Raw genomic sequence first — 22,438 nt, forward strand, 5'->3', positions numbered from 1 at the left:
TGATTTTTAAAGTTAATTTAATATCTACTTTAAATTTTTTATCTTTATTCTATAGTTTTTTAGACTAAATCTTCTTTATTAAGAACTCTTTTATCTTCTACTCTTTTGGTTACTTTCTCTTGATCTAAATACTCTAAAATTGCAACTAAGTATTTTCTTGAGACTCCTAAAATATCCTTGGTTTCTCCCAATGTAATAGAACCATTTTTATTTAGCCACTCTATTATTTTATTTTTTACAGAGTCTATGACTTCTTTATGCATAACCACATCTTCTGGAAGCTTAACTAAAGTTCCCTCTTCAACTAAAAGATTATATATTTTAAGGTATTCCTTTTCTAATTTTTTATCATCTATTATATCTTTTATTTTTGGAGAAGTTATTCCAATTTCTAAATAAGTCTTTAATATCTTTTCTTTTATACCCCTTTGAGCTTTTGTTAACTTTATCTCAAATTCCTTTAAGGCAACTATATTAGTTCCCTCTTTTATAATTTCTTTTTCCTTAATAAGCTCTAAAAAGTTTTGGAATATCTTTTGTTTAACCTTATTAGAAAAACTCTTACTTCTAAGTTCTTCTTTATTCATTCCTACCTTTAAAGGATTTTCCTCATGGAAATTCTTTAATACTTCATATATCTCTTCACTCTTTTTTGTAAAGAATTTATTATGTATGAAAACACTAAATTTGCCATTATATATTCCTATTATCTTCTTATTTTCACAAAGTTCTTCTAATATGGAATCCATATTATCTACATTTCTTCCTAAACCCTTTATTATTTCTTGTGAATTAGGGAAATTTTCACTTAAAGATAAAACCACATTTTCAACAACTTCTTCTATACTGCCTTTTTCCATAAGCTTTAATTCATTTAAATAATCTTCTTTAAATCTTTTAGCCTTTTTAGCTACAGGGTTTATAACCTTGCCACCACCTAAAGTTATCATAGGAGAGTAATTTCTTATAACTAAGTTATCGCCTTTTTGAGCACATATTTCGCTTTCTAGTCTTAATTGTATATATGAGCTTTCACCCGGCTCTACCTCTTCCTTATCAAGTATTACTATTCTTCCTAATATTTCAGAAGTACCATGATATACTCTTACTCTTTGTCTATTAATTAAATTTTTTTCATTAGATTTTAAGTATTTAAATTTACAATCTATCATATAAGATGGCTCTATTGTATCTACTGTACATACCACAGTTCCTCTAACTACCTCATCCTTAGTAACACCTGCTAAATTCAATGCACATCTTTGACCAGCTTCTCCAATTTCAACATTTTCATCATGAACTTGAATATTTCTTACTCTAGCTTCTATTCCACTTGGATTAATTTGAACCATATCTCCATTTTTTACACTTCCACTTAATATAGTTCCTGTCGCTACAGTTCCAAATCCACTTACTGAGAAGCTTCTATCAACAGCTAATCTAAAGTGACCTTCCTTATCCTTTTGTTCTATTTCTTCTACAGATTTATCTATCTCAGTTATTAATTCATTAATTCCTTCTTTTGTTTTAGAAGAAACCTCTATCATAGTTGCATCTTTAAAACTAGTTGACTTTAAATAGTTCTTTATTTCTTCCTTTATCATTTCCGCCCATTCTTCATCAACTAAATCCTTTTTAGTCAGAGCAACTATGCATTTTTTAACCTCTAAAAGCTCTAATATTTCTAAATGTTCCTTAGTTTGAGGCATTATTCCTTCATCTAGGGCAATAATTAGAAGAACTACATCTAATGATGTAGCTCCTGCTAACATGTTTTTGATGAACTTTTCATGCCCTGGAACATCTATTATGCCAGCTCTTTTTCCTGATGGTAAATCAAAGAATGTAAAACCTAAATTAATAGATATTCCCCTCTTCTTTTCTTCATCAAGCTTATCAGTTTCTCTCCCTGTTAAAGCTTTTATAAGAGTTGTCTTACCATGATCTATATGTCCTGATGTTCCTATAATCACATGTTTCATCTATTTTTCACCTATTTCCTTTAAAGCATTGAATATAACTTCATAGTCATTTTCTAAAATAGTTCTAAGGTCTATATAAACTGCTCCTTTATAAACTCTAGTTATTATAGGAATCTTATACTCCCTTAAAGCTCTTTCTAGATTAACTTCATTTATATTTTCTGAACTTATTTTAAGTAGATAAGTAGCTAATTTGCTATCTGGCATTGAACCACCACCAACTGTTGATTCACCCTCTTCTATAGAAAACTTATAAAATCCATTTAAATTTTCTAATTCATTATAAAGCCTATCAGCTCTTTCTCTTATTTCATTTAAATCTAAAGTCATCATATGAAGAGTTGGTATCTTTTCAATTGCCTCTTTTTCATTTAAATAATGTTTTAAAGTAATTTCTAAAGCAGCTAAAGTAAATTTATCAACTCTTAAAGCTCTAGTTAATTGATTCTTTTTTATTTTGTCTATGAACTTCTTTTTACCTACAATAATTCCAGCTTGTGCTCCACCAAGCATTTTATCTCCAGAGAAGGTTACAACATCTACTCCGGCCTCTAAACTTTCTATTACTGTTGGCTCTTTTTCTAGTCCATATTTACTTAAATCAATTAAAACACCACTACCAATATCCTCTATTACAGGTATATCTCTTTCCTTTGCTAAATTACATAGCTCAAGAGCACTTACACTCTTAGTAAATCCTACTATTTTAAAGTTTGAACTATGAACTTTTAAAAATGCTCCGGTCTCTTCAGTTATGGCATCCTCGTAATCATATAAATGTGTTCTATTGGTTGTTCCTACTTCCACAAGCTTAGCTCTTGAAAAATTCATTACTTCTGGAATTCTAAAAGAACCGCCTATTTCAACAAGTTGCCCTCTTGAGACAATTACTTCTTTATTTTCACAAAGAGAATTTAATACAAGCATTATAGCTGCCGCATTATTATTTACAACTAAAGCAGCCTCAGCTCCTGTAATATCTTTTATGATATTTTCTATAAGGGAGTATCTTGATCCTCTTTCTCCCTTTTCTAAATCATACTCTAGATTGCTATAGCTTGAAGCTGCTAAAGCAACTGCTTCAGTGGCTTCCTCACTTAACAAAGATCTTCCTAGATTAGTATGAATAACAACACCTGTTCCATTAATAACCCTTTTTAAATTTCTTTCTCTTTTTTTCAATAATCTATCTTCACATTTAATTTTGGCTTCTTCCTTTGTTAAAGCATAATTTGCTTCTCCACTTAAAATAGCCATTCTATTTTCATTGATTATATCCCTTAAAGTACTTACAACTGTTTCTCTCCCGTTTTTATTTAAAAAGTCCTCATTAAAAATACCAAGTATTTCATCTATCTTAGGCAAAGCTCTAAGAAGTTCTTTTGTCATGTTATCCTCCTAAAAACTACTCTACTACTATATATGCATCACTGAAGTCTTCGACACGTCCTATAACAGCACTTTCTACCTCTAATTTTTCTAATCTAGTTAGTATATCTATATATTCATCCTCTTTACAACTGATTAATAATCCACCTGATGTCTGAGGATCAAATAATATATCTTCCATCCAACTTTCAACATTCTTTAAAAGATATTTTCCTTCTAAATATCTTTTATTCTCATAGCATCCAGCAGGTACTAATCCCATATTAGCATATTCCTTAGCCTCTTTAATAAATGGAATTGCATCCTTAAAGATTCTAAATGTTTTTTTAGATGGTTCTGCCATTTCATATGCATGACCTATTAGTGAAAATCCTGTTATATCCGTACATGATGTTATATTATAGTCAGTTATTATTTCACCTGCATACTTATTTAAATATGCCATTACTTTTACTGCTTTTTCATAAGCTTCTTTAGAAGCTATTCCAGCTTTAATCGCTGTATTTACTACTCCTAATCCAATAGGCTTAGTTAGAATTAAGATATCACCTGTTTCTGCACCATAATTCTTAAGAACTTTATCCGGATGTACAATTCCTGTAACGGACAAACCATACTTAGGCTCATCATCTTGAACTGTATGACCTCCTACTATTACGGCTCCAGCCTCTAAAACTTTGTCTGCTCCCCCTCTTAATATCTCACCTAATATATTCATATTTAGACAATTTGGAAAACAAACTATATTTAATGCCACTATAGGCTTTCCTCCCATGGCATAAACATCACTTAAAGAGTTTGCTGCAGCTATTTGCCCAAAAGTATATGGATCATCTACTATTGGTGTAAAGAAATCCAAGGTTTGAATTGTTGCCATCTCATCATTTAATTTATATACTGCCGCATCATCAGATGTATCTATTCCAACAATTAAGTTTTCATTATTCATTTTTGGTAATTTACTTAAAATTTCTGAAAGAGCCCCCGGCCCTATTTTGGCTGCTCAGCCAGAAGTCTTTGATAGTTCAGTTAATCTTTTTTCTATCATAAAACTCCACCTCTTTTCTAAATAATAATATTCATTATATCATATTACTTTATAGAAATTTTATCTTTTATCTTCTCTAATGTTTTTTCTCCTATTCCACTTATATTAGTAATCTCATCAACACTTTTAAATCCACCTATTTCTTCTCTATAATCTATTATAGCCTGTGCTTTGCTTTCTCCTATACCATTTAGAGTCATAAGTGTTTCCTTAGAAGCAGTATTTATATTAATAGTTGAACTTTCATCACTACTACTTATCTTTTCTTCCGGTGAATTATTACTGACATTCTTAGAATTTTCATCATTTAACGCTTCTTCTAAGTCTTCTGTTTCATCTTGAACGTCATTTATATTTCTAACTACTACACATTGTCCATCACTTAAGTATAAAGCTCTATTTATATTGCTTAAATCAGCTTCTTCTGTAGGTCCACCAGCTTTCTCTATAAGCTCGTAAATTCTACTTCCATTTTCTAATACATAGACATTTGGATTTTTTACTTCTCCTTTAATTTCTACAACTATTTTTTCTATATTACTACTCTCTTCTTCACTACTTTCATTGCTATTCACTTTTTCATTTTCTTCAATATCATCATTCTTTTTAGTTTCTTTTAAATTTGATTCACTTTGCTCCTCTTCTTTTTCAGTACTTAAAAATAATCTTTCCATATCATCTTCACTTATTTTTTTATCATTTGTCTTTGAATAACCAACAAATAAAAACCCTATAGCTACTACAGCAATTATTAAGCTTCCTATAATTTTTTCTTTTTTCTTCATGACGCCTCCCAACATAAATTTACTGCGAATTTATTTTTTAATTAAAGTATAAAAATTATAAATTCTCAAATTTATCTAATATTATTGACATTTCCAATATTTTTAAGTACCAAATTCATACAATTCCATAGAAAATATGCTGTTTTATTGTTATAATTATTGTTGCGACCAAAATTAAAAAAAATTGGAGGCTTTATGAATATAAATTGTAAGAATCTAAAGAAAAAATTTGCATTTATAATATCAATAGCTTTTCTATTCGTCTTAATTTTAAATGTAAATGTTTTTGCTGAAACTGCTGCTCCTGAGATTCATGGTGAAGGAATGGTACTTATGGATGGCGCTACTGGAGAGGTATTAGCTGAGAAAAATGCTAATGTAAAAATGGCTCCAGCATCTACTACAAAAACTATGACAGCCTTGCTTACAGTTGAAAAAGCTAAGCTAGATGATGTTGTTACTATAGGAAAAAATCCTCCCTTAGCTGAAGGTACCCGCGTTGGACTTCAAGAAGGAGATAAATATACAGTGGAAGAATTGCTTAATGCATTATTGATACAATCTGCTAATGATGCCGCTGTGGCTTTAGCAGAGCACATATCTGGATCACAAGAAGAATTTGCTAAACTTATGAATAAGCGTGCCTTAGAACTTGGCGCTAAAAATACTCACTTTGTTAATGCCAGTGGGCTTTTTGAAGAAGATCATTTAACTACACCTTATGATTTAGCTTTAATAATGGACTATGCTTCAAAAAATCCTATTATCTGTGAAACAACAGAAAAAGTGGCTCATGAAATGCCTAAAAGCGTTGTAAGTGGAGAAAATATATGGGCAAATAATAATAACCAACTTATTCATACAACAAGCCCTTATTATTATGAAAATATATTCTGCAATAAAACAGGATATACAACTAAGTCTAAACATACCTTTGCATGTGCAGCTAAAAAAGGTGATAGAAAATTAGTTCTTACTCTCTTTGGATACGATACTAAGGAACAATATTATGAAGATACCAAGTCACTTTTAAACTATGGCTTTGATAATTTCTCCTTAGTAAAAATATATTCCAAAGGTGATATTGCAAAAGAATATTATATTGATGATAAAAACACACTATCTCTAGTTGTACCAGAAGATATCTATAAAACCTTTAAAAATTCTGATATAGAAAATTTATCTGTAGGTGATATAAAGAAAAACTTAAATATAGATTTTTCAGTTAATTCTACTACTCCAATATCCAGGGGTATAGATATATTAAAAAACAATACTCATTTTGTTGGAACAATTATGGTTGGAAACACGCCTTATAAAAGTTTAGATCTTTTAAATGGCAATGATATAACATATACAAATTTCGAAAAACTTATTATAAAACTTAAAAGCTTTAGTGGTTTTTATGTTGCTTTAACCATTATAGGGCTTATATTTGCCGTTATTTTAATATTGTTTATAGTAAGAATTATTTCAACCATAAAGAGAATAAGAAATAGAAAAAAGCGTAATTCATATTTATATAAATAAAAAGCTCTATTTCAAACTATTGTTTTAGATAAATCTGAAAAATTAGATAAAAATTAACATTCTATTAAAACAAAGCTAAATAATAAAATAAGTAGTTTTAAGCAAATGCTTAAAACTACTTATTTTTTAATTTATTTATTAAAAGTTTCATATCTTCTGGAAGATCTGCTCTTAAACTTAAAGGCTCTTTCGTCTTAGGGCTATAAAAATCTAATCCATAAGCATGTAACGCCTGTCTTGAAATATCTTCAGCATCCTCTGTTCCATAAAGTGAATCACCAAATATAGGATGTCCTAAGCTGCTTAAATGAACCCTTATTTGATGTGTTCTTCCTGTTTCTAATAAACACTCAACTAAGTCAGCTCCATCATAACTCTCTATAACCTTATAGTGGGTTATGCTCTCTTGTCCTCTTTCATCAACAACTCTTTTTATTGTATCTTCTTCTGGTCTATAAATAGGTCTATTTATAGTTCCCTCTTTTTCTTCTAAATTTCCATGAACTATAGCTAAATATCTTTTTTGAAATTTATCTGTTTTCATTTCATTAGATAAAACCATATGAGCATACTGATTCTTTCCTATGATTATAAGTCCTGAAGTGTTCATATCTAATCTACTAACTAGCCTAACTATACAATCCTGATTACTTTCTTTGAAGTAATATAATATACCATTAGCTAAAGTTCCATTAGGATGACTTCTTGTAGGATGTACAACCATAAACGGTTTTTTATTTAAAACTAATATATCACTATCTTCATAAACTATTTCTAAATCCATTTTTTCTGGTTCAATATTTTGAGATTCTTTCTTTGAAAGTTCAATTTTAATCTCTTCACCAGTTTTAACTACATAGTTCATTTTAACTGCAACACCATCTACTTTAATTCTCTTATCTATGGCAGCACTTCTTATTAATCTTGAAGATAATCCTAGCTCTTCCTTTAAGAACTCTCTTATCTTTCTTTTGTCATATTCTTTAGTTATTTTACTTTCTAAAATACTCATTGCATCTCTCCGAAATTTTTAAAGTCTTTTCCAAGTAAGATTACTACATCATAAGTTCCATTACTATCATACTTAGATGGTATTCCCTTTTTAATATCTTTTATCTTTAAATCATTTTCCATAAAAGCTCTAGAACTCTCATCCTTTATTAAAATCTGAGATTCTTCTCTTGACTCTCCATTTCCAACATCAACTTTAGGATATCCATTTTCACTTAACTGCTTTTGTACATTACCTGCTAAACCATTTATCTTAGTACAATTTAAAACTTTTATAGATAATTCCTCTCTAGCAAGACTAGGTATAACATTTTTTCTACCGCTTAAATCACTACTATTTAATTCACTTTTTAATTCCTTAGTAGCTTTTTCATCAGGAATATAGTAAGAAACATCCCCAATATACTTTCCTTCTCCAGGTAAAGTAACCATTTGTATATTACTACTATCGGTCTCTAACGCCTTAAGACCATATGCAACAGTAACATCTAAAGGTAAATCAGTTTCTATATTTTCATTAAGAACATCAGCTATATTATCTATTTTAGTTATCATAGAGAATGATAGAACCTTATCTATAACAGCATTCATAAGTTTTTGTTGGTTTTTAATTCTATCAATATCTCCATTTGCAAGCCCTGTACCATCATTATTCTTTCTCCATCTAAAGAACTCTTCAGCCTTTTGACCATCTAAATGTACAGTTTCACCTTCATTAAAATGTATGTGTAAATCTTGCCCTGGATCATCATAATTCATATCCTGCTCGATATACATATCCACTCCACCAATAGCATCTATTATGCCTCTAAAGCCTTCATAATCTACTTTAACAACATAATTAACCTTAACATCTAACATATTGCTTACAATATCCTTAACAAGTTTTTCGCCTCCAATAGGATAAGCCGCATTTATCTTTTGTGACTTGCCTCCTATTTTAACTCTAGTATCTCTAGGAATAGAGACTAGTTTAGCCTTCTTAGTTATAGGATCAAAATTAGCTAATATTATTGTGTCGGTTCTTTTTATATCTTTATTACCAACATCATTTGTATCACCAATATCCATTCCTAATAAAAGAACATTTATTGGCTCTTCAACTTTTATTACATCTTGCTTTACGTCCTTAACTATATCAAAAACTTGCCCTAGAAAACTACCATATTTAAAATAAACATATCCAAAAACACTTATTGAAAAAATAAGAATAAAGGCTAAAGTGCAAAGAATTATTCTTTTAATTAATCTTTTCTTATTGCTCTTCTCTTTATTCTTTCTTTTTTCAACTCTATTTTCTTCATTCCCCATATAATCCCCCCAATTATTTAACTAAGCATTTTTATTCATTATTAAAAAATTTCTTGCCTCTATAGTTAAAGGATGTATCAAATTACCTTGTTTTATCACAAACAAGATTGTATTTTCTAATCCCTTTAATACGCCTTCATCTAAGTCTTCTTTAGTTATTTTTCTTAGTTCTTGAACTCCTAGGAAATCTCTTCCTGGCTCAATATAATCAGCTATATATATTATTTTTTCTAAAGTACTCATATCTCTTTTAGCTAAAGTATGGTATTTTACAGCATCTAAAACATCCTCATCTTCTATACCAAACTTCTCTTTAGCAATTATAGCTCCAACAAACCCATGTAAAACTTGAGGAGATTTTAAAGTTATTTCATCTAAATCATAATCTCTCTCTTCTAAAATTTTAATTTGTTCACCTACTGGTACATATTTTGCTACATCATGAATTAGTGCAGCTAACTCTGCCTTATTAACGTCCTCACCATTAAGTTTAGCAAGTTCTTTAGCAGTTTCAACCACACCTAAGGTATGTGAGTATCTACTTCCCTTAAGAGTCTCTTTAACATATTCATTTATTCTTTCTAATGACCACATAGCTACTTTCTCCTATATAAATTGTTCTTATTTATTATATCCATTACACCTGGTGGTAGAAAGAATTTTACTTCTAAGGAATTAGCTACTCTTTCCCTTATAAAAGTAGAACTAATTTCTATATTAAGTAAATCTAAATATACTATATTAGTACAATATTCTTTCTCAAACTCTTTTTTCCTTTTTAATAAATCATTTTTATTAAATCCAGGTCTATTAAAAACAACTAAATTACTAAATTTGAAAATATCGCTTATATTTTTCCATGAATTTAAATTTAAAAGACAATCTGCTCCAGTTATGAAATAGAGCTCTACTTCTCCAAAACTTTCATTTAAATATCTTAAAGTTTCATAAGTAAAGCTCAATCCCTGTTTCTCTATTTCATAGTTACTTATGGAAAAAAAGCTATATGGATTTATAGCTTTTTTAACCATTTCATATCTAATTATTTCATCAGTTATATCCTTATTCCTCTTATGCGGAGGATTACCTGCTGGCATAAATATAACTTCATCTAATTCTAGTTCTTTATAGGCTTCATAGGCTATATAAATATGACCTATATGTATTGGGTCAAAGGTTCCCCCAATTACTCCTATTTTTTTCATATTACTTCCCTTTTTTAGGTAATTCTATCTTAGGATTATTTTTTGATGCTCTGTAAAGAACTATCTTATTTCCTATAGATTGAACTCCTTCACAGTTTAATCTTTCGCAGATGAAATTTGAAGCTTCTCTTGTCTCTAATCCACTGTTTTCAAGAACGTTTATCTTTAATATCTCTCTTGCTTCTAAAGCATCATCAACTTGCTTTAAGAAGTTCTCTTCTATTCCGTTTTTTCCTATTTGGAATATAGGAGTTAATTTAGCACCTAATCCTCTTAAATATGATCTTTGTTTTGTTGTTATCATTCTTTGTCCTCCATTAATTATAGTAAGTATTCAAACTCAAAGTCATTTAATCTTACCATATCGCCATCTTCTATTCCCATGTCTCTTAACTCTTGGAATATTCCCTTATTATTAAGAACTTTATGGAAATATCTTAATGAATCTGGATCATTTACATTAACAGCTAATAATAATCTGTCTACAAATGAACCTTCTACTACATAAACTTTTAATCCATCTTCTTCTATTGGGTTTATAGTATATGTAAACTTCTTATCCTCTGGGATGAATCTTTCATCTTCTGGGATTTCTAAGTCAGTTACAGGAATATCTTTAAGCATTCTAGCTGCTTCTTTGATTACTTCCTCTACTCCTTGTGAAGTAGCTGCTGACATTTTAAATACTTTATCAAAGCCCATTTTATTAACTTCAGCTTTAAAGTTTTCAAAAACTTCTTCATCAAATAACATATCACTTTTGTTTGCAACAACTATTTGAGGTCTATCCCAAAGTTTAACACTATAGTTCTTTAATTCTTCATTTATTCTCTTGAAGTCTTCTACAGCATCTCTTCCTTCAATACCTGATATATCAACAACATGTATTAAAAGTCTTGTTCTTTCTATATGTCTTAAGAAGTCTAATCCAAGTCCAACTCCCTCAGAAGCTCCTTCTATAATACCTGGTATATCTGCCATAACAAATGGCTCTATTCCTGGTACTGCAACAACACCTAAGTTAGGTTTTAAAGTTGTGAAATGATAGTTAGCTATCTTTGGTTTAGCCTTAGTAACAACTGAAAGGAATGTTGATTTACCAACGTTAGGGAATCCTAAAAGACCAACATCTGCTAAAAGTTTTAACTCTAAAGCAACCCATCTTTCTTCTCCTGGCATTCCAGGTTCAGCGAAAGTTGGTGCCTGTCTTGTTGGTGTACAGAATTTGCAGTTTCCTTTACCACCTTTACCACCTCTACAGATAGTAAATTCGTCATCTCTATGAGAAAGGTCTGCCATTACTTTATTAGTTTCAACATCTCTTATGATAGTTCCCATTGGAACTTCTACTATTAAATTTTCTCCATCTCTTCCGTAACATTTAGAGCCTTGACCGTCTTCTCCTCTGCCTGCTACGAATTTTCTCTTATATTTGAAATCTAAAAGAGTTGTCATTCCAGGGTTAACTTTAAAAGTTACATTTCCCCCTTTACCACCGTCTCCACCGTCTGGCCCACCAAGTGGAACATACTTTTCTCTTCTAAAAGAAACAGAACCGTGACCACCATCTCCAGATTTCACAAATATCTTGGCTGTATCTATAAACATGTTTTCTCACCTTGCTTTCTCTATAAAATATACCTTTTTAGTATATTATAACCTTAGTTTAATATAAAAACACAGCTTTTTTAAGTGCCATGCTCTCATATGATAAAAAATTTTTATACTTAATCAAAAAGCACCCTAAGTAAGGGTGCTTTTATAAAACTAAATATATTATTCAGCTATAACTTCTTCTACGTTTACTGGGTAAACAGAAGCTTTTTTCTTGTCTCTTCCAAGTCTTTCGTATTTAACAACACCATCGATTTTAGCGAATAAAGTATCGTCTCCACCTTTACCTACGTTAGCACCTGGATGAATCTTAGTTCCTCTTTGTCTTACTAATATATTTCCAGCAAGAACAAATTGTCCATCTGCACATTTAACACCAAGTCTTTTACTCTCAGAATCTCTACCGTTCTTTGAGCTACCAACCCCTTTTTTATGTGCAAATAATTGAAGGTTCATTATTAACATAGTCTACACCTCCTCTTTTATTATCTCTATATATTTACAACGCGTTTTCTTTCCTAAACTGCTATCCAGCCCTAGGACTAGACTCGCTAAGCTCATTTCAAAAGTTTTAAGTAAAACCTGAGCTTCAACTATCTCCTCATGAGTAAACCCATTTAGATCTAGTTTTAAATATCCATCACTCATTTCATAGTTTACATTTAGCTTTAACACTTCATCTAAACCAATGATTGCACTTTGAGATAATACTGATACGGAATTACATATCATATCGTATGCCTCTCCAGCTAGAACCGCATCTCTGCATTGCATCGCGTGTCCTTTTATAGTGAAGGAAATTATGTTATCTTCTCTTGATTGAAATTTAACCTTAATCATATCAGAAAATTAAGCTTCGATCTTTTCGATAACGATCTTAGTGTAAGGTTGTCTATGACCATTTTTTCTTCTGTAGTCTTTCTTTCTCTTGTATTTGAATACAACAACTTTCTTAGCTTTTCCTTGAGCTAATACTTTTGCTACAACCTTAGCACCCTCAACTACTGGTGCACCAACTTTGATTTCTCCGTCTTTAGCGACTGCAAGAACCTCTGTTAATTCAACTGTTGAGTCAACTTCAGCGTTAAGTTTTTCAACGAATAATACGTCTCCTTCTTGAACTCTGTATTGTTTTCCTCCTGTAGTTAATACTGCGTACATTAAAACACCTCCTCATAACGGTCTCGCCACTTAAGGTATAACTTCAAAAGTTATTTTTAAAACCTATTCGCGAGCGGTTTACAAAAGCCATTCTATCACAGCCACCATCTTTTGTAAAGCTAAATTTAATATTTCTCGATATTCTTCACCAAATACTCACTTACGCTTTCTATTTGATTTTTAAAGATTAATGGTTCTACTTTATAAAAATCTTTGAATTCTTGAAAATTCAAGTAGATGTTTAAATCTAATGCTCCAATTTCTTTTAAAAACTCAAAAATATTTCCTCTAATATCTTTTTCATAAATAGAGTTTATTTCTATGTGAAAGTCTTTTATATTTCCTTCCCCATTTTTCTTTAAAATCTCATTTCTTAAAAGAAGATTTATGTAAGATAATTTCAATCTTTTTCCATGACCATTACATGCTGGACAATTTTCTTCTATATACTCATAAATGCTTTTCCCTTTTCTATATCTAGTTATTTGTACTAAACCAAGCTCTGTAAAAGGGAATATCTTAGCTCTTTGGCTATCACTTTTAAATTCTTCTTTTAAAAGCTCCAAAATTTTTCTCTTGTTCTCTTTTGAATACATATCTATAAAATCAACTAATATTATTCCACCTAAGTTTCTAATTTTAATTTGCCTAGCAATTTCTTTTGCTGCATTTTTATTAGTTTCATAGGCAGTCTTTTCTTTATTTTTATGATTTGTATTCTTTCCTGAGTTTACATCTATAACATACATTGCCTCAGTCTTTTCAATAACTATATCTCCACCACAACTTAAATTAACTCTGTTGTTCCTAAGGCTAAGAATTTCTTTTTCTATTCCGTAATAATCAAAAAGACTTCTTGCCTCATCATATAGAACTACCTTTAAATACTCTGAGTTAGAAATACTATCCTTTATTCTTTCATAGTCTTCTAATGAGTCAACAATTATTGAAGATGTATCCGCATCAATGTCATCTCTAATTATCTTGTTTATAAGGTCCCCTTTGCCCAATAATCTTTTTGGATTTAGTGAAAATTTCCCTTCTCTTATGACATCTTTATAAATTCTATATAACTCTTCAATTTCATCTTGAATTTCATCTAGAGTTGCAAATTGAGCTTTAGTTCTAACTGTAATTCCTACTTCACTTGGTTTTAACAATGAATTCTCAAGCTCTTGTTTAAACTCTAAATTCTCTATTTTTCTTGAAACCGAAATATCATTTGTTGAAGTCTCTAAAACACAATATCTTCCTGCTAGAGAAATCTTTGAAGTAACCTTAGCTCCTTTATTTCCAAGCTGTTCCTTTAATACTTCAACAATTACTCCATCACCTTGTTTTAAATCTTTATCCTCTTCTCCAATTACCATATAAGCTTGTTTGTTATAGCCTATATCTATAAAGGCACTTTTTATTCCTGAAACTACTCTCTTAACTACACCTTTATAGATTTCTCCTTGAACTGGCTCTAGGCTCTCTTCTTCTATATAGCACTCACTTAAAAGATTATTTTTCTTTATGGCGACTCTTAATAAATTTTCTCTTCTTTCTACGTATATATCTCTCATGAATTCACTTCCTAAATTTTATATGTATTTATATAAAGGAACTAATATATCTCCTTTGTATGCGTACATCTCAACTCTTTTTATTTCTACGAAAGCTTCTTCATTAACATTTGAAGTATTTTCCTTTATAACATTAGCTAAAAGATCTGCTGAAAGATTCTCTCTACTTCCGCAGCTAATTGTTGCATTAACAACTAAGCAATCATCCTTAGTCCAACATTTGAAGTCCTTTATAAATGGTTTTATATCAGCTTCTTTTTCACCTTTTTTAGTCTTTTTAATTGTTACTATTTCTTTTTTAGTCATTAAAGCATTAACTTCTTCTTCAGCTTTAGAAACATCACTATACTTTATTTTTATTGTATAGTTAGCAGCATCTAAAAGAGCCATTGCAGGTGGTAATCTCTTAATATTATGGATAACAGGACTTTTTGAAGCCTCTAAGAATTTAATCCCTTTAGCTGAGAACTCATTTAATTGTTCTTTTACAGCGTCAACATTCATATCTTCTTCTAGATTTAAGTCTAAATAATCCCCCTCTGAATAAACACCAACTGATAAAGGTTGTGCTATTGCTAAAGCCATATGAGGATTGAAGCCCTTTGAATATCCAACTGGAAGCCCAGCTCTTCTTACTATTCTTTGAATTGTTCTCATTAAATCTAAGTGAGAAATAAATTTTATATCTGCATCTTTAGTAAATTTAATTAAGTATCGCACCTTCAAAACACTCCCCATCTTTAAAGTTTACATTTACTCCACAACCTGTACATCCTTTTCTACAGTTTTGAGTAAGGTCGGCAGTTCTTGCCTTTTCATTCTCTCTTTCAAGGTACTTTCTTGTAACTCCAATATCTATGAAATCCCAAGGTAAAACTTCATCATAGCTTCTTTCTCTATAAGCATAGAAATCTCCATCTACATTGCACTCAGCCATAGCTTCTTGCCATGTTTCGAAGTTGAAGTATTCTGACCAACCATCAAACTTAGCACCTTTTTCATAAGCTTTTATTAAAACATCACAAAGTCTTCTGTCTCCTCTTGCTAAAACTGCTTCCATGTATGATGTTTTTTGCTCATGATAGTTGTAGTTTATACTTCTTGATTTTATAGCACCTTTAACAGCCTTGATTTTCTCAGTTACAACATCCATTTTCTCCATTGGAGCCCATTGGAATGGTGTAAATGGCTTTGGTACAAGAATAGAAGTACTTACATTAATTCTAAGTCCTTTATTTCTTATATGTTTTGGTACTGCAAAATATTGATCTGCAATCTTTTCAGCTAATAATCCAACTTCAGCTGCATCCTCAACTGTTTCATAAGGAACTCCTAGTATGAAGTATAATTTTATTGTACTCCATCCTGATTCAAAGGCATTTTTAGCAGCTTCTAATATCCTTTCTTCGCTTAAACCTTTGTTTATAACATCTCTCATTCTTTGAGAACCAGCCTCTGGAGCAAATGTTAAACCAGTTTTTCTAACTTTTTGAATTTCTTTTAATAAATCAACTGAAAAAGCATCAACTCTTATTGAAGGTAAAGCAACACTTACATTATTCTTTCCATGTTCTTCTATAAGGTCTGTTACTAACCCTTGTATATCTGAGTAATCACAAGTACTTAATGAAACTAATGAAACCTCATCATATCCTGTAGCCTTAAGCATCTTTCTAGCTTGCTCAACTAAAGTCTTTCTACTTTTTTCTCTAACTGGTCTGTATATCATTCCAGCTTGACAGAATCTACATCCATTAGTACATCCTCTGAATAATTCTAAAACAACTCTATCATGAACTATTTCACTATAAGGCACTATTAAGCTATCTGGGAATTCAACTTTATCAAAGTTATTAACTATTCTCTTCTTAACTGTTTTAGGAACATCATCATACTTAGGAGTAAACTCTTTTATAGTTCCATCCTCATTGTATGTAACATCATATAATGAAGGAACATAGACACCTTGAATCTTACTTGCTTCTCTTAAATAAGCATCTCTATCAAAGTTATCTTTATGTTTTTGATAAAGGTCTAATAAGTCATTTATAGCCTCTTCACCTTCACCTAATTGAACTATGTCAACTATATCGTATATTGGTTCTGGGTTGTATGCACAAGGACCTCCAACAATAACTATAGGATCATTACCTTTTCTTTCTGAAGCTCTTAACTTAACTCCACCCATATTTAACATGTTTAATATGTTTGTATAACTCATTTCGTATTGAAGAGTAAAACCTAAAAATTGAAACTCACTTATAGGATCTTTAGTTTCTAAAGCGTATAATGGTACATTATTTTCCCTCATAAGTTTTTCCATGTCTGGCCATGGAGCATATACTCTTTCACAATATGTATCTTTTCTTTCATTTAAAACATGATATAAAATTCTTGAACCTAAGTGAGACATACCTACTTCATAAACATCTGGGAAGCAGAATCCAAATCTTATGTCAACTTCTTTTGGGTCTTTTATCACTTCGTTAAGTTCTCCACCTACATATCTAGATGGTTTCTCAACTCTATATAAAATATCATCAGTTATTCTTACCATTTAGTTTCCTCCTACATTTCTATAAAAATATCAAAGCTAATATCTATAATAAAAAGAGAAGTATACCTACTATACTTCTCTAATATTAACAACTTATATTCTATCACAAAGAATAATTATAACCAATATATTTATTCTTTTCTATACTTAGTGTAATATTCTCTTAAATTCATATTCCCAATTGACTTTAATATCTCTATTATTTCATTCTCTTTTAAAATATAAAGTATATTCATCTCTTCATCTAAAACGTAAAATATATTAAATCTATTTTTGTCAATAATTCTAAGAAGATTAACCATATCTTGTTCACAATATACTGAAGTGATTCGACTGTCTATGTATTTTTTATTAATTAATCGTTCTTTCTTTTTCGTTATATCACTCATAATTATATACATTACCTTTCTTCTTTCATTATAACTTAAATATATTATAAATATTCCTGCTAATATACTTGTTATATTAAATTTGCCTAAAATCAAAATTCCTAATATAGAAAGTGAAATAAAGGCTATTCCGAATGAATAGCTTATCTTAATCAATACATCATTAACGTCTTTAAATATCATTTTTTCTTCTAAAATCGCACCTAATATTTTCCCCCCATCTAAAGGGTACGTCGGTAGCAAATTAAAAATAAATAGAACTAGATTTATTTCATAAGAAGAATAAATATATTCACTTTTAAAAAATACCTTATAAATACAAAAGAAAACAATAGCTGCAACACAATTTAAAATTGGCCCAGCTGAGCATATTATTAATTTTTCTCTAGAGCTTAAATCCTCAAAGTCTTTAATTTCTAATCTAGCACCTAAAACATGAAGCTTAAATTTTTCAGATTCTATATTTAGTTTTAACATAACGAAATAATGAGTTAACTCATGTATTATAATCCAAAAAAAGGCTAGGGATAAATCAAATATAAATCCTAAAGTAAAAAATATTATTAGTTGAGCCACAATTTTTTTATTTATTGTCACTGCTTTCAACTCCTAGAAAACCTAAGTTTTTCTCTGGACTAACATACTTACTTTCTAATAATACCTGAAGTATTAATCCTTCTGCCTTTTTATTTTCAGAAGAACTTCCTATCACTTCATCCCCCTCTATACTATCCCCTTCTTTTTTTATTACATCATCAAGATTATGATATAAAATTTCTAAATCATCTCCATGCTTCACCCTAACGCTATATGTTTCTTCCACTTTCTCAACTTTACTTATAGTTCCTTTTAATAAACTTTTTACTTCTCCTTTTTCACCATTTAAATATAGTTTTTCTCCTTCTAAATCAGAACTTTCTAATTTCTTAACACTTCCCTTAAAAGGAATAACCTTACTCTCTCTTAAAAAATCCATAGAATTTTTTTCAACTACTTCAAAATTATTGAATCCAATTATATCTTTATTATCTTCTTTGTTAGAGTCTTTATTTTTTTCTTCTTGAAGATTATTTACTTCACTTTCCACGTTTACTTTCTTTAAATTTCCATTATCACCAATACTTTTGCTAATAGCAGAGACTATTTTGCTTTCATTTAGTGCCAGTTCTTTATAATATCCATCAGTTGATATAACTTCTTTAAATTTATTGCATAAGCCATTTAAAGATTCATTTTCTACTTGATTTATTATAAAAAAGCTAAAAAAAATAAAACAGCTAAAAATTGATGAAAATAAAATATCTTTAACTACATATTTTCCTAAGCTTTCTTTATTTTTTCTTCTGTAATTTCTCTCATTATTTAATTTCATTTCATAAGTAGGAGAAGTTTTGTCAACTTTATTTATTTTTCTATAATACTTCTCATATTCTCTGTTATAATTCCCCATTTTCTTCTCCTTTCTTTAATCTTTAATGATACTTAATATATATTTTTTATATGTATTTTATAGAACTATTTAATATAAACTGAAAAATGATTTAAAGAATATTTTCATTAATTTTAATTAGGGCTCTATTTTAAACATCCACCTAAAACAGAGCCTTTAATTAAAATATTCAAAAGAACAGACAAAAAAATAAAAGCATAGAAATTTAAAATAAATTCCATGCTTTTATTGATTTTATTTAGAATTTTAACTTTTTCCTTCTCATTGATATATTTAAAACTAACCCAACAGTCATTACAGTTGTCAATAGAGAACTGCCTCCGTAACTTACTAATGGCAAGGTTATTCCTGTTATAGGCATTATACCAATTGTCATACCAATATTTTGTAATATAGCAAATATGAAATAGGAGGCGAATCCTACACATATTATAGAACCAAATATATCCTTGGCGGTCTTCGCTGTCATTATTATTCTATATATCATTATGGCATACAATGTTAAAAGGAATATACCTCCTAAAGTACCCCAGTGCTCTCCTATTACAGCGAATATAAAGTCTGTTTGTCTTTCTGGAACGAATTCTGAAGAATATCCGCCACTTTCACTATTTAAGTCTAATCCTGTTCCAAAAAAACCACCTGATCCAATACCTATTTTAGATTGAGTTAATTGAAGATTTATACCTAACTCATCCCCATCAGGATTTAAAAAACCAACAAGTCTGTTTTTTTGGTAATCCTTTATAAGACCTGAGTTCCAAACTAAGGCTATTGCAACTACTATTGATAAAAGACCAGCACCGATTACTTTCATATCTAATCCAGCAGCAAAGAATATACCAAGTGCTATGAAAAATGAAACCATAGTCATACCCATATCAGGTTGTACAACTATAAATATCATTGGTATTATTGCATACATTGCAACTTTAAGAAAATTCCTCAAGTCATTTATTCTCAAATCAATTTCTTCCATCTTTTTGGCCAGCATAAGTATCATAGCTATTTTGGCTATTTCCGAGGGTTGAATACTTACTGGTCCTAATACAATCCATCCTCTAGCACCATTTATTACACTACCTGCAAATCTAGTTATTATAAGTAATACTATGGAACCCCAATAAAATATTTCAACGTAATTGTAGATTATGTTATAATCCCACAAAAGTAATATGTACAAAACACACATTGATATTATAAACCATATGAACTGTTTCTTAGCAAAAAATACTCCCCATTGAGATCTTGTTCCTAAATATATGTTTAATATTCCAAAGAGTATTATTACTATCATAGATACTAAAAGCTTATAATCAATTTCTCTTCTTAGTTTACTATCTAGTTTTAGTCTACTAAGCATTATAGTACCTCCACAAACTTTATTTATTTAACATGACTATTTATATAATACTTTATTTTTACCTATTTTGAATTACAAAATTCTGAACTTTTTAAAAGATTAATAAAAAGCTATCTCAATAAACTTGAAATAGCTTATATTTTTTACCTTATCTAGCTTTTCCTTTTATATTCTTTATAGGAATATTGGCTACTAAAGATGGAGATTCCCCTTCTATTGCATTTGACTTTGTAACAGTTATGTCAACATCTTCATTTTCAATCTCAACGTACTTAGAAAGAACATCTAATATCTCTAATCTTATTTTATCTAAAACTTCATCAGATAATTCTCCCCTATCATGGATTAGAATAACTTTCAATCTATCTTTAGCAACTTGTTTTGGTGTAGGTTTGCTAGAAAAAACATTTAAAAAACTCATTTTTTTCTCACCTACCCTCTTCTAAATAATTTTAATATTGAACTAAATATACCTTGATGTTCTGTATTTAAATCCATTATTGGAACATCTTCTCCTGTTATTCTTCTTCCTATGTTTCTAAATGCTTGTCCAGCACTAGCTTTTTCATCTAAAACTATTGGTTCACCCTTATTAGTAGAAACTGTTATATTTCTATCATCTGGTACAACTCCTAAAAGTTTTACTGAAAGAGTTTCTATAATATCTGATATGTCTAACATATCACCTTTTTTAGTCATTTCATAATTTAATCTATTTACTATAACCTCATGGTTTTCTAATCCCTTAGCATCAAGCTTTCCAATAACTCTATCTGCATCTCTTACAGAAGTTATTTCTGGATTAACGACTACGATAGCTCTATCTGCTCCAACTATAGCATTTTCAAATCCTTGTTCTATACCTGCTGGGCAGTCTAAAATTACATAATCAAACTCTTCTTTTAATTCATTCACTAATCTTAACATTTGCTCAGGGCTTATATCATTTTTGTCCTTAGTTTGAGCTGTTGGTAATAAGAATAAATTATTAAATCTTTTATCTCTTATTAATGCTTGTTTAGTTCTACATCTATTTTCAATTACATCAACTATTGTATAAACAATTCTATTTTCTAATCCCATTAGCACATCTAAGTTTCTTAAACCTGTATCTCCATCAACAACAACTACTTTCTTTCCTTGTGCTGCTAATGCTGTCCCAATGTTGGCTGTAGTAGTTGTTTTTCCAACTCCACCTTTTCCTGATGTTATTACTATCGATACTCCCATTACTTTCCCTCCATTAAATATGTAATCTTAATAAGAATATTTATCCGGTAAATACGGCTCTACAATTATATTATTTTCATTTAATCTAGCAACCTCTGGATATCCAGTTCTTTCAAAATCATCTGGTGATATTGTTATTTTGCCTGATATAGAAATAAGCTCTGGTTCTAAAGAATATGCAGCAATAATAGCATTTTCATTTCCATTATCCCCTGCAAAAACTTTTCCCTTTAAATCGCCTAAGACAATTACATTTCCATGTGCTCTAACTTCGCCACCATTATTAACATCACCAATTATTATTAAGTTGCCTGCATAATTTAAACATTGACCACTTCTAACAGTTTTTCTTATAAACTTCGTTCTTCCTTCATAAACCCCTGAAAAAACATTGCTTTGCTTTTCTAATCGTTCTTCAAATATACAATCCTTTATAAGAATTTCATCAAAAAGTACATCTTTTAACTTTGATATCTGTCTCTCATTTATATAATTTAAATCAGTAGTTATGGTTAAAGTAGCACCTTTATAGAATTTCTTCCCTCTACTTAACTTTTCAACTAAAGAATCAAGCATTTCATCGAAATCCCCAAATTTATCCATATTGATTATGGCATTTATTCCTTGTTTGTTTCCTTTTATAAAAATTCTATCATCGCGCATAGTAGATTACTATCCTCCAAGTATCCAACCCCTTTTATTCTTAAGGTAAACTATATACATTAATTTAATTCTCACTTTATATTATATAAATTATTTTTAATTTATAAAAGGACTTTATGAAATAATGTAGTAAAATTTTGAAAAAAACAACCATATTTTCAAAACTTAATGCCAGTATCTTT

At 29.8% G+C, this 22,438-nt stretch carries 23 protein-coding genes; 1 reads left to right on the plus strand and 22 read right to left on the minus strand.

Annotated features, from left to right (window positions below):
• Nucleotides 1-59: 59 nt before the first annotated feature.
• From selB to AC2A4K_RS14125, 4 genes are read right to left on the minus strand one after another with little or no spacing between them, the layout of a single operon-like run.
• Nucleotides 60-1,982 (minus strand): selenocysteine-specific translation elongation factor, encoded by a 1,923-nt coding sequence (selB, locus tag AC2A4K_RS14110; RefSeq protein ID WP_322503127.1) that lies wholly within the window; start codon nucleotides 1,980-1,982, stop codon nucleotides 60-62.
• Nucleotides 1,983-3,371, minus strand: coding sequence for an L-seryl-tRNA(Sec) selenium transferase (gene selA, locus AC2A4K_RS14115; protein ID WP_322503128.1), 1,389 nt, complete (start codon nucleotides 3,369-3,371; stop codon nucleotides 1,983-1,985).
• Nucleotides 3,372-3,387: 16 nt separating this feature from the next.
• Nucleotides 3,388-4,419 carry a selenide, water dikinase SelD gene (selD, locus tag AC2A4K_RS14120; RefSeq protein ID WP_322503129.1) on the minus strand — a complete coding sequence of 344 codons (1,032 nt, stop codon included), beginning with the start codon at nucleotides 4,417-4,419 and terminating at the stop codon, nucleotides 3,388-3,390.
• Nucleotides 4,420-4,463: 44 nt separating this feature from the next.
• Nucleotides 4,464-5,204, minus strand: coding sequence for a ComEA family DNA-binding protein (locus tag AC2A4K_RS14125; RefSeq protein WP_322503130.1), 741 nt, complete (start codon nucleotides 5,202-5,204; stop codon nucleotides 4,464-4,466).
• Nucleotides 5,205-5,399: 195 nt separating this feature from the next.
• Between AC2A4K_RS14125 and AC2A4K_RS14130 the strand changes: the two genes are divergently transcribed.
• Nucleotides 5,400-6,734, plus strand: coding sequence for a D-alanyl-D-alanine carboxypeptidase family protein (locus tag AC2A4K_RS14130; RefSeq protein WP_322503131.1), 1,335 nt, complete (start codon nucleotides 5,400-5,402; stop codon nucleotides 6,732-6,734).
• Between the two features lie 115 nt (nucleotides 6,735-6,849).
• On the opposite strand, the gene AC2A4K_RS14135 is transcribed toward AC2A4K_RS14130, so the two are convergent.
• The 18 genes from AC2A4K_RS14135 to minC all read right to left on the minus strand — a co-directional run bounded on the left by AC2A4K_RS14135 (nucleotide 6,850) and on the right by minC (nucleotide 22,256).
• Nucleotides 6,850-7,746 carry an RluA family pseudouridine synthase gene (locus tag AC2A4K_RS14135; RefSeq protein WP_322503132.1) on the minus strand — a complete coding sequence of 299 codons (897 nt, stop codon included), beginning with the start codon at nucleotides 7,744-7,746 and terminating at the stop codon, nucleotides 6,850-6,852.
• Nucleotides 7,743-9,056 (minus strand): LCP family protein, encoded by a 1,314-nt coding sequence (locus AC2A4K_RS14140; protein WP_322503133.1) that lies wholly within the window; start codon nucleotides 9,054-9,056, stop codon nucleotides 7,743-7,745. The genes AC2A4K_RS14135 and AC2A4K_RS14140 overlap by 4 nt, the downstream gene beginning before the upstream one ends.
• A gap of 21 nt (nucleotides 9,057-9,077) precedes the next feature.
• Nucleotides 9,078-9,650 carry a bis(5'-nucleosyl)-tetraphosphatase (symmetrical) YqeK gene (gene yqeK, locus AC2A4K_RS14145; protein ID WP_322503134.1) on the minus strand — a complete coding sequence of 191 codons (573 nt, stop codon included), beginning with the start codon at nucleotides 9,648-9,650 and terminating at the stop codon, nucleotides 9,078-9,080.
• Nucleotides 9,651-9,652: 2 nt separating this feature from the next.
• The gene (gene nadD / locus AC2A4K_RS14150) at nucleotides 9,653-10,261 is read right to left on the minus strand and encodes a nicotinate-nucleotide adenylyltransferase (RefSeq protein ID WP_322503135.1); all 609 of its coding nucleotides are present in this window, start codon (nucleotides 10,259-10,261) and stop codon (nucleotides 9,653-9,655) included.
• Between the two features lies 1 nt (nucleotide 10,262).
• Nucleotides 10,263-10,565 (minus strand): ribosome assembly RNA-binding protein YhbY, encoded by a 303-nt coding sequence (gene yhbY / locus AC2A4K_RS14155; RefSeq protein WP_322503136.1) that lies wholly within the window; start codon nucleotides 10,563-10,565, stop codon nucleotides 10,263-10,265.
• 17 nt (nucleotides 10,566-10,582) lie between these two features.
• Nucleotides 10,583-11,869 carry a GTPase ObgE gene (gene obgE / locus AC2A4K_RS14160; protein ID WP_322503137.1) on the minus strand — a complete coding sequence of 429 codons (1,287 nt, stop codon included), beginning with the start codon at nucleotides 11,867-11,869 and terminating at the stop codon, nucleotides 10,583-10,585.
• Between the two features lie 168 nt (nucleotides 11,870-12,037).
• The gene (gene rpmA, locus AC2A4K_RS14165) at nucleotides 12,038-12,340 is read right to left on the minus strand and encodes a 50S ribosomal protein L27 (RefSeq protein ID WP_300349168.1); all 303 of its coding nucleotides are present in this window, start codon (nucleotides 12,338-12,340) and stop codon (nucleotides 12,038-12,040) included.
• A gap of 3 nt (nucleotides 12,341-12,343) precedes the next feature.
• A complete protein-coding gene (locus tag AC2A4K_RS14170; RefSeq protein WP_322503138.1) occupies nucleotides 12,344-12,715 on the minus strand; it encodes a ribosomal-processing cysteine protease Prp in 372 nt (123 codons plus the stop codon).
• A 9-nt stretch (nucleotides 12,716-12,724) separates the two neighbouring features.
• Nucleotides 12,725-13,036, minus strand: a complete 312-nt coding sequence (gene rplU, locus AC2A4K_RS14175) for a 50S ribosomal protein L21 (protein WP_003452389.1) — start codon at nucleotides 13,034-13,036, stop codon at nucleotides 12,725-12,727.
• Between the two features lie 125 nt (nucleotides 13,037-13,161).
• On the minus strand, nucleotides 13,162-14,604 hold the full coding sequence (locus AC2A4K_RS14180) for an Rne/Rng family ribonuclease (RefSeq protein ID WP_322503139.1): 1,443 nt from the start codon (nucleotides 14,602-14,604) through the stop codon (nucleotides 13,162-13,164).
• Nucleotides 14,605-14,622: 18 nt separating this feature from the next.
• Nucleotides 14,623-15,324 (minus strand): TIGR03936 family radical SAM-associated protein, encoded by a 702-nt coding sequence (locus AC2A4K_RS14185; RefSeq protein WP_322503140.1) that lies wholly within the window; start codon nucleotides 15,322-15,324, stop codon nucleotides 14,623-14,625.
• Nucleotides 15,308-17,161, minus strand: coding sequence for a TIGR03960 family B12-binding radical SAM protein (locus tag AC2A4K_RS14190; RefSeq protein ID WP_322503141.1), 1,854 nt, complete (start codon nucleotides 17,159-17,161; stop codon nucleotides 15,308-15,310). Before AC2A4K_RS14190 ends, AC2A4K_RS14185 begins: the two co-directional genes overlap by 17 nt.
• Before the next feature lie 131 nt (nucleotides 17,162-17,292).
• Nucleotides 17,293-18,147 carry a site-2 protease family protein gene (locus AC2A4K_RS14195; protein WP_322503142.1) on the minus strand — a complete coding sequence of 285 codons (855 nt, stop codon included), beginning with the start codon at nucleotides 18,145-18,147 and terminating at the stop codon, nucleotides 17,293-17,295.
• The gene (locus tag AC2A4K_RS14200; RefSeq protein WP_322503143.1) at nucleotides 18,134-19,000 is read right to left on the minus strand and encodes a M23 family metallopeptidase; all 867 of its coding nucleotides are present in this window, start codon (nucleotides 18,998-19,000) and stop codon (nucleotides 18,134-18,136) included. The genes AC2A4K_RS14195 and AC2A4K_RS14200 overlap by 14 nt, the downstream gene beginning before the upstream one ends.
• Nucleotides 19,001-19,238: 238 nt before the next feature.
• Nucleotides 19,239-20,363 carry a rod shape-determining protein RodA gene (gene rodA / locus AC2A4K_RS14205; RefSeq protein WP_322503144.1) on the minus strand — a complete coding sequence of 375 codons (1,125 nt, stop codon included), beginning with the start codon at nucleotides 20,361-20,363 and terminating at the stop codon, nucleotides 19,239-19,241.
• Between the two features lie 148 nt (nucleotides 20,364-20,511).
• The gene (minE, locus tag AC2A4K_RS14210; protein WP_322503145.1) at nucleotides 20,512-20,784 is read right to left on the minus strand and encodes a cell division topological specificity factor MinE; all 273 of its coding nucleotides are present in this window, start codon (nucleotides 20,782-20,784) and stop codon (nucleotides 20,512-20,514) included.
• Between the two features lie 11 nt (nucleotides 20,785-20,795).
• Entirely contained in the window at nucleotides 20,796-21,593 is a 798-nt protein-coding gene (gene minD / locus AC2A4K_RS14215; protein WP_322503146.1) for a septum site-determining protein MinD, read from the minus strand.
• A gap of 27 nt (nucleotides 21,594-21,620) precedes the next feature.
• Complete coding sequence (gene minC / locus AC2A4K_RS14220; RefSeq protein WP_322503147.1) at nucleotides 21,621-22,256, minus strand: septum site-determining protein MinC; 636 nt, start codon at nucleotides 22,254-22,256, stop codon at nucleotides 21,621-21,623.
• Nucleotides 22,257-22,438: the final 182 nt, after the last annotated feature.

It is taken from the genome of Clostridium sp. LIBA-8841, from assembly GCF_057782475.1.

Bases quoted from the DNA above. Each gene is read 5' to 3' on its own strand.
- selB (WP_322503127.1), bottom strand. From the start codon at position 1,982: ATGAAACATGTGATTATAGGAACATCAGGACATATAGATCATGGTAAG.
- selA (WP_322503128.1), bottom strand. From the start codon at position 3,371: ATGACAAAAGAACTTCTTAGAGCTTTGCCTAAGATAGATGAAATACTT.
- AC2A4K_RS14125 (WP_322503130.1), bottom strand. From the start codon at position 5,204: ATGAAGAAAAAAGAAAAAATTATAGGAAGCTTAATAATTGCTGTAGTA.
- AC2A4K_RS14130 (WP_322503131.1), top strand. From the start codon at position 5,400: ATGAATATAAATTGTAAGAATCTAAAGAAAAAATTTGCATTTATAATA.
- AC2A4K_RS14135 (WP_322503132.1), bottom strand. From the start codon at position 7,746: ATGAGTATTTTAGAAAGTAAAATAACTAAAGAATATGACAAAAGAAAG.
- AC2A4K_RS14140 (WP_322503133.1), bottom strand. From the start codon at position 9,056: ATGGGGAATGAAGAAAATAGAGTTGAAAAAAGAAAGAATAAAGAGAAG.
- yqeK (WP_322503134.1), bottom strand. From the start codon at position 9,650: ATGTGGTCATTAGAAAGAATAAATGAATATGTTAAAGAGACTCTTAAG.
- nadD (WP_322503135.1), bottom strand. From the start codon at position 10,261: ATGAAAAAAATAGGAGTAATTGGGGGAACCTTTGACCCAATACATATA.
- yhbY (WP_322503136.1), bottom strand. From the start codon at position 10,565: ATGATAACAACAAAACAAAGATCATATTTAAGAGGATTAGGTGCTAAA.
- obgE (WP_322503137.1), bottom strand. From the start codon at position 11,869: ATGTTTATAGATACAGCCAAGATATTTGTGAAATCTGGAGATGGTGGT.
- rpmA (WP_300349168.1), bottom strand. From the start codon at position 12,340: ATGTTAATAATGAACCTTCAATTATTTGCACATAAAAAAGGGGTTGGT.
- AC2A4K_RS14170 (WP_322503138.1), bottom strand. From the start codon at position 12,715: ATGATTAAGGTTAAATTTCAATCAAGAGAAGATAACATAATTTCCTTC.
- rplU (WP_003452389.1), bottom strand. From the start codon at position 13,036: ATGTACGCAGTATTAACTACAGGAGGAAAACAATACAGAGTTCAAGAA.
- AC2A4K_RS14180 (WP_322503139.1), bottom strand. From the start codon at position 14,604: ATGAGAGATATATACGTAGAAAGAAGAGAAAATTTATTAAGAGTCGCC.
- AC2A4K_RS14190 (WP_322503141.1), bottom strand. From the start codon at position 17,161: ATGGTAAGAATAACTGATGATATTTTATATAGAGTTGAGAAACCATCT.
- AC2A4K_RS14200 (WP_322503143.1), bottom strand. From the start codon at position 19,000: ATGGGGAATTATAACAGAGAATATGAGAAGTATTATAGAAAAATAAAT.
- rodA (WP_322503144.1), bottom strand. From the start codon at position 20,363: ATGCTTAGTAGACTAAAACTAGATAGTAAACTAAGAAGAGAAATTGAT.
- minE (WP_322503145.1), bottom strand. From the start codon at position 20,784: ATGAGTTTTTTAAATGTTTTTTCTAGCAAACCTACACCAAAACAAGTT.
- minD (WP_322503146.1), bottom strand. From the start codon at position 21,593: ATGGGAGTATCGATAGTAATAACATCAGGAAAAGGTGGAGTTGGAAAA.
- minC (WP_322503147.1), bottom strand. From the start codon at position 22,256: ATGCGCGATGATAGAATTTTTATAAAAGGAAACAAACAAGGAATAAAT.